This window comes from Pseudomonas sp. 8AS, assembly GCF_902506505.1.
Taxonomy (GTDB): Bacteria; Pseudomonadota; Gammaproteobacteria; order Pseudomonadales; family Pseudomonadaceae; genus Aquipseudomonas.
In genome coordinates this window covers 4,122,461-4,137,365 of sequence record NZ_LR733406.1, presented here as the reverse complement: position 1 = coordinate 4,137,365, position 14,905 = coordinate 4,122,461, and the positions used below count along the sequence as shown (strand labels likewise).

At 68.6% G+C, this 14,905-nt stretch carries 15 protein-coding genes; 3 read left to right on the top strand and 12 right to left on the bottom strand.

Annotated features, from left to right (window positions below):
- Nucleotides 1–3: 3 nt before the first annotated feature.
- The 3 genes from GV001_RS19325 to GV001_RS19315 all read left to right on the top strand — a co-directional run bounded on the left by GV001_RS19325 (nucleotide 4) and on the right by GV001_RS19315 (nucleotide 3,377).
- Nucleotides 4–1,368 carry a DUF1329 domain-containing protein gene (locus GV001_RS19325; RefSeq protein ID WP_160082868.1) on the top strand — a complete coding sequence of 455 codons (1,365 nt, stop codon included), beginning with the start codon at nucleotides 4–6 and terminating at the stop codon, nucleotides 1,366–1,368.
- Nucleotides 1,369–1,556: 188 nt separating this feature from the next.
- A complete protein-coding gene (locus tag GV001_RS19320; RefSeq protein ID WP_160082866.1) occupies nucleotides 1,557–2,441 on the top strand; it encodes a sugar nucleotide-binding protein in 885 nt (294 codons plus the stop codon).
- Between the two features lie 6 nt (nucleotides 2,442–2,447).
- The gene (locus GV001_RS19315; RefSeq protein ID WP_160082864.1) at nucleotides 2,448–3,377 is read left to right on the top strand and encodes an NAD-dependent epimerase/dehydratase family protein; all 930 of its coding nucleotides are present in this window, start codon (nucleotides 2,448–2,450) and stop codon (nucleotides 3,375–3,377) included.
- A gap of 139 nt (nucleotides 3,378–3,516) precedes the next feature.
- On the opposite strand, the gene GV001_RS19310 is transcribed toward GV001_RS19315, so the two are convergent.
- The 12 genes from GV001_RS19310 to GV001_RS19255 all read right to left on the bottom strand — a co-directional run bounded on the left by GV001_RS19310 (nucleotide 3,517) and on the right by GV001_RS19255 (nucleotide 14,896).
- Complete coding sequence (locus tag GV001_RS19310) at nucleotides 3,517–3,963, bottom strand: excinuclease (RefSeq protein WP_160082862.1); 447 nt, start codon at nucleotides 3,961–3,963, stop codon at nucleotides 3,517–3,519.
- A 25-nt stretch (nucleotides 3,964–3,988) separates the two neighbouring features.
- On the bottom strand, nucleotides 3,989–4,384 hold the full coding sequence (locus tag GV001_RS19305) for a hypothetical protein (protein WP_160082861.1): 396 nt from the start codon (nucleotides 4,382–4,384) through the stop codon (nucleotides 3,989–3,991).
- Nucleotides 4,385–4,406: 22 nt separating this feature from the next.
- Entirely contained in the window at nucleotides 4,407–5,633 is a 1,227-nt protein-coding gene (locus GV001_RS19300) for a beta-ketoacyl-ACP synthase (protein WP_160082859.1), read from the bottom strand.
- Complete coding sequence (gene fabG, locus GV001_RS19295; RefSeq protein WP_160082857.1) at nucleotides 5,633–6,361, bottom strand: 3-oxoacyl-ACP reductase FabG; 729 nt, start codon at nucleotides 6,359–6,361, stop codon at nucleotides 5,633–5,635. The genes GV001_RS19300 and fabG overlap by 1 nt, the downstream gene beginning before the upstream one ends.
- Before the next feature lie 13 nt (nucleotides 6,362–6,374).
- On the bottom strand, nucleotides 6,375–6,839 hold the full coding sequence (locus tag GV001_RS19290) for a hotdog family protein (RefSeq protein WP_160082855.1): 465 nt from the start codon (nucleotides 6,837–6,839) through the stop codon (nucleotides 6,375–6,377).
- Entirely contained in the window at nucleotides 6,836–8,032 is a 1,197-nt protein-coding gene (locus GV001_RS19285; protein WP_160082853.1) for a beta-ketoacyl-[acyl-carrier-protein] synthase family protein, read from the bottom strand. Before GV001_RS19285 ends, GV001_RS19290 begins: the two co-directional genes overlap by 4 nt.
- Entirely contained in the window at nucleotides 8,032–8,535 is a 504-nt protein-coding gene (locus GV001_RS19280; RefSeq protein ID WP_160082851.1) for a DUF3261 domain-containing protein, read from the bottom strand. Before GV001_RS19280 ends, GV001_RS19285 begins: the two co-directional genes overlap by 1 nt.
- 7 nt (nucleotides 8,536–8,542) lie before the next feature.
- Complete coding sequence (locus GV001_RS19275) at nucleotides 8,543–9,790, bottom strand: NAD(P)/FAD-dependent oxidoreductase (RefSeq protein WP_160082849.1); 1,248 nt, start codon at nucleotides 9,788–9,790, stop codon at nucleotides 8,543–8,545.
- Nucleotides 9,777–10,934, bottom strand: a complete 1,158-nt coding sequence (locus GV001_RS19270; protein WP_160082847.1) for a sodium:proton antiporter — start codon at nucleotides 10,932–10,934, stop codon at nucleotides 9,777–9,779. Before GV001_RS19270 ends, GV001_RS19275 begins: the two co-directional genes overlap by 14 nt.
- The gene (locus tag GV001_RS19265) at nucleotides 10,931–13,291 is read right to left on the bottom strand and encodes an MMPL family transporter (RefSeq protein ID WP_160082845.1); all 2,361 of its coding nucleotides are present in this window, start codon (nucleotides 13,289–13,291) and stop codon (nucleotides 10,931–10,933) included. The genes GV001_RS19270 and GV001_RS19265 overlap by 4 nt, the downstream gene beginning before the upstream one ends.
- Nucleotides 13,275–13,973: an outer membrane lipoprotein carrier protein LolA gene (locus tag GV001_RS19260; RefSeq protein ID WP_160082843.1), complete on the bottom strand. Its 699-nt coding sequence runs from the start codon at nucleotides 13,971–13,973 to the stop codon at nucleotides 13,275–13,277. The genes GV001_RS19265 and GV001_RS19260 overlap by 17 nt, the downstream gene beginning before the upstream one ends.
- A gap of 497 nt (nucleotides 13,974–14,470) precedes the next feature.
- Nucleotides 14,471–14,896: a thioesterase family protein gene (locus GV001_RS19255; RefSeq protein WP_160082841.1), complete on the bottom strand. Its 426-nt coding sequence runs from the start codon at nucleotides 14,894–14,896 to the stop codon at nucleotides 14,471–14,473.
- Between the last annotated feature and the right edge of the window lie 9 nt (nucleotides 14,897–14,905).

Genomic DNA, 14,905 nt, shown 5'->3' with positions numbered 1-14,905 from the left:
CCCATGACTAGACAAGCTTTGCGTGCCGGTTGCCTCCTGCTTTCCCTCGGCCTGCTGCTGCCGCAGGCCGCCCTGGCCAAGGTCGGCGCCGAGCAGGCGGCGCAGCTGGGCACCTCACTGACGCCCTTCGGCGCCGAGCGCCAGGGCGACGCCGGCGCGGGGATTCCCGCGTGGACTGGCGGCCTGACCCAGGCCCCGGCCGGCTACGGCGGCCCCGGCAGTTTCCATGTTGATCCCTTCGCCGGCGAGCAGCCGCTGCGGGTGATCGATGCGCAGAGCCTGCAGGCCGATGCGGCCAATCTCAGCGAGGGAGTCAAGGCGCTGTTCAAGGCCTACCCGCAGAGCTTCAAGGTGCCGGTCTACCCCAGTCATCGCAGCTTTGCCGCGCCGGCGCAGATCTACGCCAACACCCGGCGCAACGCCGAGCAGGCGAGCCTGGCCGCCGGCGGCAACGGCCTGGTCGGTGCCTACGCGGGCATTCCGTTCCCGATCCCGGCGGACGGCCGCGAGGCGATCTGGAACCACATCGCCCGCTGGCAGGGGCGCTATATCGACGAGGTGGCCGTCACCGCCCAGGTCACCGCCAGCGGCAGCTACTCGATCCTGCGCGAGCGCATCCAGCTGTTGTCCAACTACTACAACCCGCAGAAGGATGCCGGCAGCCTGGACAACCAGCTCTACGCCTATGCCAGCGAACTGCTGCCGCCCTCGCGTGACGTCGGCCGCGCACTGCTGGTGCACGAGCCCATCGACCAGGTCGCCGAGCCGCGCTCGGCGTGGATCTACAACCCCGGTCAGCGCCGGGTGCGCCGCGCGCCGACCCTGGCCTACGACACGCCGATCGACGGCATCTACGCCGACGACACCGACATGTACAACGGCGCCACCGACCGCTACGACTGGAAGCTGGTCGGCAAGCGCAACCTGCTGGTGCCCTACCACAACTACGCCATGGAGCAGCCGGGGCGCCCGGCCGACGAGCTGCTCAAGCCCGGCCACCTCAACCCCGCGCTGACCCGCTGGGAAATGCACCGCGTGTGGGTGGTCGAGGCGACCCTGCGCCCCGGCCAGCGCCATGTGCACGCCAAGCGCCGCTTCTATCTCGACGAGGACAGCTGGTACGCCCTGATGGTGGAAAACTACGACGCCCGCGGCGAGCTGTGGCACGTCAACCTGGCCTTCAGCAAGAACGCCTACGAGGTGCCCACCCTCGCCCCGGTGAATCTGGTGTTCCACGACCTGATCGCCCGCAGTTATACGGTGCTCGGCCTGCGTAACAACGAGAAGGCGCCGCGTCAGTTCCTCCTGGCGGCGCCCCCGGAGAGTTACTTCACCCCGGGCAGCCTGCGGCGCAAGGGCACGCAGTAGAGCCTTGTCGGCGCCTCGGGCCAGCGGCCTGGCGCCACGCCTCCTGCTCCGCACACTTGCCCCCGAACAGGCGCCCCGGCGCCTGTTCGCACTTTGCGGGTGACGGCCCCCGGTAAAACCCGCAAAATACGGCCAATCCGGCTGCCTGGCAGCCCGTTCCTTTCGCGACTGGAGTAACCCGCACCACCATGCGCATGCGCCTGATGCTGCTGGGCGGCGGCAATGCCCTGGGGCAGGCGCTGATCCGCCTGGGGGCCGAGGAAGATATCGGCTTTCTGGCCCCACGCCCGCCCGAGGGCGGCTGGGATGTGGCCAGCCTGACCCAACTGCTCGATGACACGCGCCCCGATGCGCTGATCAATCTCGCCTACTACTTCGACTGGTTCCAGGCCGAGACGGTCGACGAGGCGCGCTTCGCCCAGCAGGAACGGGCCCTGGAGCGTCTCGCCGAGCTGTGCCAGCACCACAACATCGTCCTGCTGCAGCCGTCCAGCTACCGGGTGTTCGACGGCTCGCGGGCCACCGCCTACAGCGAGAAGGACGAGCCGGTGCCGCTGGGCCTGCGCGGCCAGGCGCTGCGGCGCATCGAGCAGTGCGTGCGGGCCACCTGTCCGCGGCATGTGCTGCTGCGTTTCGGCTGGCTGCTGGACGACAGCGCCGAGGGCCTGCTCGGGCGTTTCCTGCGCCGGGCCGAGCTGGAGCAGGAGCTGTTCATGGCCGATGACCGGCGCGGCAATCCGACCCTGGTCGACGATGCCGCGCGGGTAATCATCGCCGTGCTCAAGCAGCTCGACTGCCAGATCCCGCTGTGGGGCACCTACCATTACGGCGGCCATGAGGCGACCACGCCGCTGGCCCTGGGCCAGGCGATCATCAGCGAGGCGCGCCCGCTGCATAAGCTGCACGTGCGCGAAGTCAGCCCGCAGGCGCATGCCGCGCGCCCGGATGCCGCCGACGAGCCGCAGCACGCGGTGCTGAGCTGCAAGAAGATCCTGCACACCTTCGGCATCAAGCCGCGCGCCTGGCGCTCGGGCCTGCCGGCCCTGCTTGACCGCTACTACCGACATCACTGAGGCTGCATGAGCGACTTACCCATCCTGATCACCGGCGGCGCCGGCTTTATCGGTTCGCACCTGGCCGATGCCCTGCTCGCCGCCGGCTACCGCGTGCGCGTGCTGGACAACCTGTCCACCGGCAAGCGCAGCAACCTGTCCCTGGACAACCCGCGCCTGGAACTGCTCGAAGGCGACGTGGCCGATGCCGCGCTGGTGCGCCAGGCGGTCGACGGCTGCCAGGCGGTCGCCCACCTGGCGGCGGTGGCCTCGGTGCAGGCCTCGGTCGACGATCCGGTGAGTACCCACCAGAGCAACTTCATCGGCACCCTCAACCTCTGCGAAACCATGCGCGAGGCCGGCGTGCGGCGGGTGGTGTTCGCCTCCAGCGCGGCGGTATACGGCAACAATGGCGAGGGCGTGGCGGTGCGCGAGGACACGCCCAAGGCGCCGCTGACCCCCTATGCCGCGGACAAGCTGGCCAGCGAGCACTACCTGGACTTCTACCGGCGCCAGCATGGCCTGGAACCGGCAATCTTCCGCTTCTTCAATATCTTCGGCCCGCGCCAGGACCCGTCCTCGCCCTATTCGGGGGTGATCAGCATCTTCACCGAGCGCGCCCTGGCGGGATTGCCGATCAGCGTGTTCGGCGATGGCGAGCAGACCCGCGACTTCTTCTATGTCGCCGACCTGGTGCCGCTGCTGGTGCAGGCCCTGCGCATGCCGCAGGTGGCCGTCGGCGCGGTGAACGTCGGGCACAACCAGGCGGTCAGCCTGAACCAACTGCTGGCGGCGATCCGGGCCGTACTCGGCCAGTTGCCGACGGTCAGCCATGGCGCCGCGCGCCCCGGCGATATCCGTCATTCGCGGGCGGACAACGGCCTGTTGCTGGAGCGCTTCGCCTGCGCCCCGGGCACGCCGCTGCAGGTCGGCCTGGCACGGCTGCTGGGCCGCTGAGTGGCCCGGCCGGGCATAAAAAGGTTCATCGCGCTTTCCTGAGGTGATTCGGGCTGTCTACCCGCTCTTTCCCCGCCGTCCGCGATGAACCTTTTCTTTGCTGCTGTTCCAGTCTGTCCGCTAGAGCGGGTAGAGCCTGTTACTTGACGGTGGCCAGGTCGCCTTTCAGGGCGACGCCCGCCATGATCGCGCCGGCGTGGCATTCGTAGTTCTGCGCGTTCTTGTACTCGATGTTCTTGTAGTTGCTGGCCAGGTTGACCACGGCGTTGGCGCCGGCGGCCTTGGCGGCGTTCTGGAAGGCGATCAGCGCCGACTGCAGGGCCCAGGAGCAGGCGCCTTCGTCACTCTTGTTGAAGGCGTTGGTCTTCTTGCTGGTGGTCACGCCCGAACGCACGACGCTGACCTTGCCGGCAGGCTGGGTGCCGGCCAGGTAGAACTTCACGCTGCCATCCAGGCGCCCGGCGTTGGTGGCTTCCTGCACGGCGGCCTGGAAGTCCGGGAACAGGGTGGTGTCGCGAGCCTGGCTGACGGCCGGCAGGGTGGCGGCGAACAGCAGGGCGGCCAGGGTCCAGTTCTTCATTTGCATAGTCGTCTCCTTGACGATAAGTGACTCACGGGTTTTTCGGCAGGTTCAGCTGGTACAGGATCTCGGCGCGCAGGTTGTTGACCCAGCGATTGTAGTTGCGATGAATTTCGCCGTCCTCGTAGTCCAGGCCCAGGCTGTCGCGGTAACGGATCCGGAAGCCGGAAGGGCTGTAGTCGATGCCGACCCAGGCGCGGTGGTGCTGGCGCACATCGATCAAGGCCAGGACTTGCGTCGGTTCGACCCGTTGCACCTGCCAGTGGCGGGCCTCCAGGGCGTTGACTATGGCCTGCTGCAGCTGCTCCTGGCTGTACTCGCGGTCGGCTGGCAGCTTCGCCTCGGGCTGCAGCAACGGCTTGGAGGTGCAGGCGGCCAGGCCGAACAGGGCCAGGGCGATGAAGAGAACTCTGAGGTGGCGGGTCATGCACGACTCCCTGTTGCTGGCTTCAGTTCCAGCGCTTGAAGATCAGCGAAGTGTTCACTCCGCCAAAGGCGAAGTTGTTGTTCATCACGTACTGGTTGCTCATCTGGCGGAACTCGCCGCGCAGGTAGTCCAGCTCGGCGCAGGCCGGGTCGATGTCCTCCAGGTTGAGGGTCGGCACATAGCGGTCGGCGTTCATCATCTCGATGCTGAACCAGGACTCCAGCGCGCCGCAGGCGCCCAGGGTGTGACCGAGGAAGCTCTTCTGCGAGCTGATCGGCATCTGCGCGCCGAACAGGCTGTGGGTGGCCTGGGTCTCGGCGATATCGCCCTGCTCGGTGGCAGTGCCGTGGCCATTGACGTAGCCGATGGCACTCGGCGGCAGGCCGGCATCGGCCAGGGCCAACTCCATGGCGCCGCGCATGGTCGCCTGCTCCGGCTTGGTGGCGTGGATGCCGTCGGAGTTGCAGCCGAAGCCGACGATCTCGGCATGGATGGTGGCGCCGCGCGCCAGCGCGTGTTCCAGCTCCTCCAGCACCAGGATGCCGGCGCCTTCGCCGATCACCAGGCCATCGCGGCCGCTGTCATAGGGGCGTGGCGACAGGTGCGGGGTATCGTTCTTCAGACTGGTGGCGTACAGCGCGTCGAACACCATGGCCTCGGTCGGGCACAGTTCCTCGGCGCCGCCGGCCAGCATCATCGGCAGGCGGCCGAACTTGATCGCCTCGTAGGCGTAGCCGATGCCCTGGCTGCCGCTGGTGCAGGCGCTGGAGGTGGGGATCAGGCGGCCCTTGAGGCCGAAGAAGATGCTGATATTGGCCGCCGTGGTGTGCGGCATCATGCGGATATAGGAGTTGGCGTTGAGGCCGTCTGCCACGGAATTGAGCAGCATATTGCCGAACGCCTTGATCTCGTCGGTGCTGCCGGTGGACGAGCCGCAGGCCACACCCATGCGGCCGTCCTGGATGCGCTCGTCGCCAAGCAGGCCGGCGTGCTCCAGGGCGCGTTCGGCGGCGTACACCGCCAGCTTGGACACCCGGCCCATGCTGCGCGTCTGCTTGCGCGTCCAGCGCTTGGGCTGGACGAAGTCGTCCACCGGGCCGCCGAGGCGGGTGTTCAGCTCGCCGAAGCGGTCCCACTCGGTCATATAGCGGATGCCGCTCTTTCCTGCCCGGAAGTTGGCTTCGATGCTCGGCCAGTCGCTGCCCAGCGAAGTGATGCCGGCCATGCCGGTGACGACCACACGTTTCATCAACACAATCCACCATTCACGGCGAGGACCTGGCGGGTAATGTACGCCGCCTCCTCGGACATCAGGAAATTCACCGCCCCGGCGACTTCTTCCGGGGTGCCCATGCGCGCCGCCGGCACCATCTTGAGGATCTCCTCCACCGGTACCTGCTCGTCGAGGATCTCGGTGTCGATCAACCCCGGCGCCACGCAGTTGACCGTGATCTTGCGCTTGCCCAGCTCGATGGCCAGGGCCTTGGCCGCGCCGATCACGCCGGCCTTGGAGGCGCTGTAGTTGACCTGGCCACGGTTGCCGATCAGCCCCGACACCGAGGTGATGCAGACAATGCGCCCGGCCTTGCGCCGACGGATCATCGGCATGCACAGCGGGTGCAGCACGTTGTAGAAACCGTCGAGGTTGGTGCGCAGCACCTGGTCCCAGTCGTCCTCGGTCAGCGCCGGGAAGGCGCCGTCGCGGGTCAGTCCGGCGTTGCACACCACGCCGTAGTAAGCGCCGTGCTGCTCGATATCGGCCTCCAGGGCCTCGCGGCAGGCGGCACGGTCGGACACATCGAATTGCAGGATACGCGCCTGTTGGCCCAGCTCGGCGATCTGCCCTTGCACCGCCTCGGCTTCATCGCGGCGCGAGCGGCAGTGCAGCACGAGGTCGTAGCCGGAACGTGCCAGGCGCAGGGCGATGGCTTTGCCGATGCCACGGCTGGAGCCGGTGACCAGAATGGTTTCGCTCATGACTGTTTTTCGCTCATGACTGGGGATCCTGGAGTTCTTCCTGAAGATAACTGGCCACCTGCGGTGGGCGGAATACGTTGAGGCGGGCGAATACCTCGATGCCGGGGCCGCTCAGGCGGCATTCGAACACCCCCATGCCGTTGTCGTCCTGCAGGGTGCGGGTGGCCCGGATATGCAGCTCGGCACCGAGCGGGAAGCACTCGACATTGCACTCGTACTTGCGTGTGCCGAGGAGAAAGCCCAGCTCCACCGGCAGGCCGGCCTGGCGCGCCTGGCAGCCGGCATAGGCGGCGATGCTCTGCGCCATCAGCTCGATGCCGACCCAGGCCGGCAGGCTGCCGTCGGCCTGGTTGAACAGGCCGCCGTGGCGCACGCTCAGTCGGGTTTCCACGTCGTCGTCGCCGAAGCGCAGCACTTCGTCGATCAGGATCATGTTGCCGGCATGGGGGAGCAGCTCGGCGATCGGCCAGCGGCTCATGGCGTCTCTCCTGGTGCATCGCCGAGGATCAGACTGACATTGCTGCCACCAAAGGCGAAGGAGTTGCTCATCAACCGGCGGCCACCGGTTTTGCCCAGGCGGGTGCCGGGCGCGACCAGCTGCAGGGCCGGCAGCTCCGGTTCGCCCTGGCCGTCCCACAGGTGCGGCGGCAACAGCGCGTCGGGGTTGTACTCGCTCAGGCTCAGCCAGCAGAACGCCGCTTCCAGCGCCCCGGCGGCGCCGAGGGTGTGGCCGGTCAGCGGTTTGCTCGAGGAGCAGGGCACTCCGGCGGGGAAGATCGCTGCCGTGGCCAGGCTTTCCATGGCGTCGTTGTGCGTGGTGGCGGTGCCGTGCAGGTTGAGGTAGTCGATCTCGCTGGCAGCCAGGCCGGCGCTGCGCAGCGCCTGGCGCATCGCCGCCTGGGCGCCGAGGCCTTGCGGGTGGGGTGCGGAAATATGGTGGGCGTCGGAGCTGGCGCCGCCACCGAACAAGGCGATCGGGGCCGGTTCTCTGGTCATGAGGAACAGCGCCGCACCCTCGCCGATATTGATGCCGTGGCGGTTGCGCGAGAACGGGTTGCACTGCTCGGCGGATACCGCTTCGAGCGCCGAGAATCCGTTCAGGGTCAGCCGACAGAGGCTGTCCACGCCGCCGCAGATCACCGCATCGCACAGCCCCTGCTGCAGCAGGCGATGGGCGCTGAGCAGGGCGCGGGCGCTGGAGGTGCAGGCGGTGGAGATGCTGTAGCACGGGCCGTCCAGGCCCAGCCACGCGGCGAGGAAGCTGGCCGGGGCGACCAGTTCCTGTTGGGCGTAGTGGTAGTGCGCCGGCAGCGCGCCCTGGTTGTAGTACTGGGCGATGCTCTGGCTGGCTTCGTCGATGCCCGAGGTGCTGGTGCCGAGCACCACGCCGACGCGGCTGGCGCCGTAGCGGCCTATGGCTTCACGCAGTGGCGCTTCGATCTGCAGGGCGGCGGCCAGCAGCAGCTGGTTGTTGCGGCTCGGCGGCAGCGCCAGGTCGGGCAGCGCCGGTAGTGCGCCGCGCACGGCGCCGACGGTCAGCTCGCGTTCGGCGACCCAGCCGGGCTCGGCACGCATGCCCGAGGCATCGCCGGCCAGCAGGGCGCTGGCGACGGCCTGCTTGCCCTGGCCAAGGGCGCAAAGCAGGCCGAGGGCGTTGAGGTAACTGGGCATCAAGGGCTTTCTTCCGGTTGCAGCGGCGCGACCCGGTAGTGCAGGTCGGGCGTCTTGTTCAGGGTGAAGTGCAGCGGCGTGCGGTAGTCGATCCGCCAGTCCGGCTCGAGTCGGCGCCGGCCGGCGTCGGCCAGTTGCCAGTCGCCTGGCGGGTAGCGCTGCGCCAGCTCGGCGCTGGGCGTCAGGGCGAACAGCAGGGCGGCGAACAGCTCGCGGGCCTCGGCATTGGGTGGCAGCAGGCCGTCATTGCGCCACTGGCCGTTATCCAGCAGCTGGCGCGCCAGCGGCACGCCGAGCGGATCGAACAGCGACCAGCGCAGCGCCGTGCCTTCTGCCTGCACCACCAGCAGCCAGTCCGCGCTGGCCCCGGCCTGGGTGCGCTGGATATGCAGCGACAGCGGCAGGCTCAGGCTCGGCGCGGATTCCGGCAACGGCGTGCGGCTGGCGCAGGCGCCGAGCAGCAGGCCGAGCAGGAGGACGAAGGTGGTGCGCAGCAGCGGCATGTTCGGCTCAGTTCATCGCACAGATTTCGGCGAGCACGCCGAGGCGGCGCTTGGGCTCGGCGACATAGGGGTTGTTCAGGTCCCAGGCGTAGCCGGCGAGGATCGAGCAGATCATCCGGCGGATTTCCGGCTGGGCCTTCTGGTAATAGATCACGTCCTGGAAGCTGCCGTCGTACCAGCCCTCGACGTAGGCGCGGAAGGTGTCGACGCCGCGTTTCAGCGGGATGGCGAAGTCCTGCTCCCAGTCCACCGCCTCGCCGCTCAGCTGGCGGTGCAGCAGGCCGGCGGCCATGCTCGCCGAGCGCATGGCGATGGTCACCCCGGAGCTGAACACCGGGTCGAGGAACTCGGCGGCGTTGCCCAGCAGGGCGAAGCCCGGGCCGTGCAGGCTCTTGACGTTGGCCGAGTAGCCTTTCAGTTCGCGCACCGGGGTGTCCCACAGGGCGTTCTGCAGGACGTTGCCGAGCGACGGCGTTTCCGCGACGAACTGGCGCAGGCAGGCCTCCATGTCCTCGGGGTAACCGGCGTAGCGCCCGGCCTCGGCGACCACGCCCAGCGAGCAGCGGCCGTTGCTGAACGGGATGGTCCAGAACCACACGTCGCGCAGGGTCGGGTGGGTGGTGATGAGGATCTTCTCGCGGTCGAAGCCGGCGTCGGCGGTGATACGGTCCTCGACATGGGTGAACAGCGCGCGGCGCATCGGCAGGTTGGACGGGGTGTCCAGGTCGAGCAGGCGCGGCAGCACGCGGCCGTAGCCGCTGCCGTCGAGGACGAAGGCGCACTCGACCTGATACTCGACGCCATCGACCAGGCGCCGCACGGTCAGGCGTGGGCAGGCGCCGCTGAAATCGACGGCGGTGATCTCTTCCTCGTAACGGATCTCCACGCCCTGGCGCTCGGCGTCATCGGCCAGCACCTTGTCGAAGCTGGCGCGCAGCACCTGGTAGGTGGAGCCTTTGCCCGGAGTGAACTTGTCGCGGAAGTCGAACTCGGTGTAGCGCTCGCCCCAGGCGAAGGCCGCGCCGTGCTTGGTCTGGAAACCGGCGGCCTGCACCGCGTCGAGCATCCCGGCTTCCTCGACGAAGTCCAGGCAGTGCGACAGCAGGCTCTCGCCGATGGAGAAGCGCGGGAAGCGCTGGCGCTCCAGCACCAGCACGTCGTGGCCGTTGCGCTTGAGCAGGGCGGCGGCGATGGCACCGGAGGGGCCGGCGCCGATCACCACGACCTGGCGTTGTTCGAGTTCAGGAGTGTTCATAGTGGCTTCGTGCCTCGTTATTGGCGTTGGCAGGGCGAGGGTAGGCGCCGGTGAGGGCCGGCAGCAAGGTGGAAATCAGGCCCATCAGCATCAGGGCAAAGTACAGCTGGGCACTGATCACCTGCTGGTGCAGCAGCAGGTTGAGGAAGACGATTTCGGTCAGGCCGCGGGTATTCAGCAGCACGCTCTCGCGCCACTGCCCGGGGCTCGGCGCCAGGCGCCCGGCCGCCCAGCTCAGGCCCAGCCAGTTGCCCAGCAGCTTGCTGGCGATCGGCAGCAGCAACAGCGCGCCGAACTGCAGCCAGGAATAGCCCAGCCAGGCATTCTGCCAGTCGATCTGCAGCAGACCGTAAGCCAGGATCAGCGGCACCGCCAGCCAGGTCTGCAGGGCGGCGAACATGCTGTCCGGCAGCGGCAGGCGCAGCGGTACACGCAGCGCGGCGCTGCACAGCAGGTAGGCGATGCCGAACACCAGGGCATTCAGCTTGAGCTGTTGCATGACCAGCAGCAGCACCAGGAAACACAGGCCGTTGAAGCGCGCCGAACGGCACGGCAGCAGCTTGAACAGCAGCGGCAGGCTGGCCGCCAGCAGCGGCCAGAGCAGGGTGGCCGGCTCGCTGCTGCCCTGGGCCAGGCCGAAGATCAGCCAGCACAGCAGGTCCATGAGAATCGCCGCCTGCAGCAACTGGCGGATGCGTGGGGCGGGGTAGCCCAGGTGCTGCAGGTAGAGGAACAGCACCGGGATGGCGGTCAGGGCGAACAGCAAGCCGACGGCGATGCTGCCCAGCAGGCTCTGCGCCGGCAGCAGCCACAGCGCACAGGCCAGGCCGCAGAAGAACGGCAGGAAGAAGCTCGGCAGGGCGATCTTCACGCTGTCGGCCTGCAGGTCGAGGTCGATCACGTCGCTGAGGATATGCCCCAGCAGCAGGGTGAAGGCCACGCCGTACAGCGGCTCGAGCCAGTCGGCGGCGAGCAGCTCGCTGGCGCCGAACCCCAGGGGCGTGCTCCACAGCATCAGCAGCGGCAGGCCGAGGGTGGCCAGCAACAACTGGCTGACAATCGGAATCAGGCGCAGGCGGCTGCCCAGCCAGGTGGCGGCGGCGAACAGGCCGAGCAGGCCGAGCCAGAACAGCGCGATGCTCATGCCGGCACCGCCTTGGCCTGGGGCTCACGGGTGCCGGCCCAGGGCGCGAGGATGAAGCAGAACAGCAGGCCGAGGCTGATCGCCAGGCCGAAGTTGGCGATGGCCGGGGTGTCGCTGACCAGCAGCAGGCCGAACGACAGCCAACTGGTCAGCGCCGAGAGCAGGGTGCCGAGCAGGCTGACCGCGGCGCCGCCGATGTTCTCGCGCATGAGGATGGCGTAGTCGACGCCGATGGCGGTGATCAGCAACAGGCCGAACAGGCTGAACAGGGTCAGCGGCTGGCCCAGCCAGCCGAGCCCGGCCAGGGCGGCGAGGGCCGCCAGCAGCGGCAGGCAGACCACGCGCAGGGCGCCGGCCAGGCCGAAGGGAATGCACAGCAGCAAGAGGATCGCGGCGCTGGCGACCAGCTTGAGCTGCGCGGCGCTGAGCTGGGTGGCACTGAACAGGCCGTTCAGCTCGCCGAGGCGGTCGACCAGCTGCACGCCGGGCAGGTCCGCGCCGAGGCTGTGCAGCAGGGCGCTGTCGGCTTGGCCCTGCAGGCTGACCAGGCCGGCCACGCCCTCGGCGCCCGCGCCCAGCCACAGTGGCCGCCAGGCTTCGCCCAGCGGGCCGGCCAGGGCCTGGTCGAGGTTGGGTTGCGCGCCCTCGGTCAATTCGTTCAGCTCCGCCTGCAGTGCGGTGGCTGGAATGCCCATGGCCAGCAGCGGCTGCCAGTGCTGGGGCAGGCGCTGCAGGGCGTCGCGCAGCGCTTGGTGCTGGCTGTCGGCGGCGACCAGCTGGCTGAGCGCGCGGTAACCGCGCAACTGGCCGGCGGCCACGGCCCGGTCGAGGCGCTGGGCGAGGGCGGCCTGGCGTTCGAGCAGCTGCGCTTCGTCGCGGGCGCGCACCAGGAAGAACTGGCTGGTGGGCTGCTGCCCGGTCAGCTCGGCGATGCGCTTGGCCTCGGCGAGCAGCTGCGGCTGCTGGCCCAGCCACTGGCGGATATCGTTCTGCGTGTGCAACTGCCACAGGCCGCCGGCGCAGAACAGCAGCAACAGGGCCAGCAGCGGCAGGCTGCCGACGCGGCCCAGCAGGCGCGCGCGCAGGGCCAGCAGGGCGCTGCTGAAACCGAGCAGGCCGGGTGGCGGGCGCAGGCGCAGGCCACTCAGCCAGGCCGGCAGCAGGCACACCGAGCAGAGGTAGGCGCCGATCAGCCCGGCGGCGGAGAACAGGGCGATCTGGGTCAGCGCCGGGAAGGGGGTGAAGGCCAGCGCCAGGTAACCGACCAGGTTGGTGCCCAGGCTCAGGGTCAGCCCCGGCAGGGTGGCGCGCAGGGCGCCCCAGCTGGTCCAGCCGTCCGGGCCCCAGCTGTTGCTCCAGCTTTTACTCAAGTAGTGCTGCGGGTAGTCGGCGGCCACGCCGATCAGGCTGGCGCCGAGCACCAGGGTCAGCACGTTGATCTGGCCGAACACCAGCACGCAGGCCGTGCAGCCGGCCAACAGGGCGACTCCTATCGGCAGCAGGCTGACCAGCACGCGCGGGCGGCGGAATGCCAGCAGCAACAGCAGCAGGGTGCCGAGGGTGGCGCCGCCGCCGATCCAGCTGACTTCGCGGGTGGCCTTGGCCTGGCCGGCGGCGGCATACAGCACGCCGCCGGCGGCCAGCAGTTGACCGCCGGCGGCAGTCACCTCGGCCCGCGCCGCCGCCACGCTGGCGGCAATCGCCGGTGGTGCCTGCATGTCGAAGGCGCTGCCGAGGGTGCGCACGCGCAGCAGGGCCCAGGTCATGCCCGGTTCTTCCAGCAGCAGGGCGCCGCTGCCGAGGTCGGCCTGAATGCGGCTGTTCGGGTTCAGCGCCTGCTGGGCGCGGGTACCGATACCCAGCCAGTCCTGCTCGGGCGGTAGCAGGCTGAAGCCGGCGAAGGTGTCGAACAGCTGGGCGGCGCGCTGCTGGATAAAGTCCCCCGGCTGCTCGATCAGCAACTGGCGATCCGTCGCCGGCAGCAGGGCCAGGCGGTTGCCGCGCAGTTGCTGGCGCAGCACGGCCAGGTCGCTGTCCAGGCTCCATTGCACCCGCTCGAAGCGCTGGCTGGCCTGCCACTGCTGGCCGAGCCGCTGCACCAGGGCAATCGCCTGCTGGCGCTGCGGATGGCCGACCAGCACCAGCAGCTCGCGATTCAGCGGCTCCTGCATGCGCCGTTCGGCCTGCTGCACCAGTTCATCGCCGGCGCCCTTGGGCAGCAGGGCGAGCATGCTCGCCGCCACCGGCGGGCCGTTGCGCCACTGCCAGGAGGCCAGGACCAGCAGCGCCAGCAGGGCGACGCTGAACAGGCGCGGCAGGTAGCGCTGGGCGGCGAAGGGCTTAGCGGGCAAAGGCATCTCGCTCCTGCGCGCTGAGGGCATCGCCCGCCTGGCTCTGCGGCATGCGCATGAGGGTGCGGTCGCCCTGGGTCTCGTGCAGTTCGATGCGTTCGACCAGGGCGCCGCCGTCGATGCGGATGCTGCTGAAGATCTGCTTGAGCAGCAGCGAGTGCGGGATCAGGGTTAGTTGCCAGGCTTCACTGCTGCCGCTCAGTTGCAGCTCGAAGTCGCGCGCGAGGCCCGAGTGGTCGCCCTTGAGTACGGCGAGGAACAGCCGGCTCTGCTGGGCGGCGACATCCTGGCCGGGCTGCAGCTGCCAGCCTTGCGGTGTACGCCGGGCGATGCCGGCGGCGTCGATGCGGTAGTCCTGGGTCAGCGGGCTGCGCAGCTGCCAGAGCAGGCCGGCGTCGCGGCTGAGGACGAACTCGCCCTGGCTGGTCAGCGGCTGGGGCAGGGCGCGCAGGTGCTTTTCCTGGATGAACGGGCCGCGGACTACGGCGGGTTTGGCCAGTTGGGCGCCCAGTTCGGTTAGGTCGAAGGCGTGGGCAGCTGGGTTGATGGTCAGGAACAGCAGGCTGCAGGCTTTCAGGGCATGGCTGATTACTGTGCTGGCCTTGGCTTTTGCTTGCGCCCCCCCGGGCGCGTCACTTTTTCTTGCTTGCCCAAGAAAAAGTAACCAAAAAGAAGGGCCCCCCGACATGCGGGTCTCGCTGCGCTCGACTCCCCTCGCTCCGGCACTGCTCCGGGGGCCGTCACGAAGGGACATCCCTGTCCCATCGTGACTCGCTCGGCGTCCTGCCTCGCGTCCCCCTGCGCAGCGCCTGCACTCGGCCTCCTGACGGGGAGTTGGCGCGCCTGGTAAGACTGCGCGGTGTTGAAGCCAATGGTTGTCTGTGGCTGTAGCTGTGTCGTGTGTGCCGGGATACGGGGCCCCCTCAGGAGGCCGAGTGGAATCCGTGCGTAAGGGGTTGAGCGGCATGGATGCCGCGAGAGCCGCGATGGGCCAGGGATGGCCCTTCGCGGCGTGCCCCTGGAGCAGGGATGGAACGAGGGAACCCTGGCGTAGCCAGGGCCGGATGTGGGGCGCGCTTTCTCTTTGGTTACTTTCTCTTTGCGCGCGCAAAGAGAAAGTGACTCGCCCGGCGGGGCGAAACAGAGCGTTCAGCAAACGTAGAAAACCAGCCGGGCTCGGAAAGATCACGCAATAGCCCTCTCCACCGCCTCAACAAACACGCGAGGCGAAGCCAGCAGCATCTCCCGCGTGGCGATCTCCACCGCCACCTGCACGCTGCTGCCACGGGTCATGCGCTCGCCGGTGGCGGCGTCGGTGATCAGATAATTGATCTTCAGGCGGTTCTCCCACTCGACCAGATCGGCGCGCACCTTGATGCGCTGGCCGAACTGGGCGCCGCGGATATAGCGCAACTGCAGGTCGATCACCGGCCAGGCGTAGCCGGCGTCGCGCATCTGCCGGTAGTTGTGGCCGAGCCTGTCGAGCAGGGCACAGCGCGCTTCCTCGAAGTATTTGACGTAGTGGCCGTGCCAGACCACTTCCATCATGTCGACGTCGAAGAAGGGTACGGTCAGTTCGACCTGGGCCTGCAGCACGCCTTCCTTACGCATGGGCAGTTA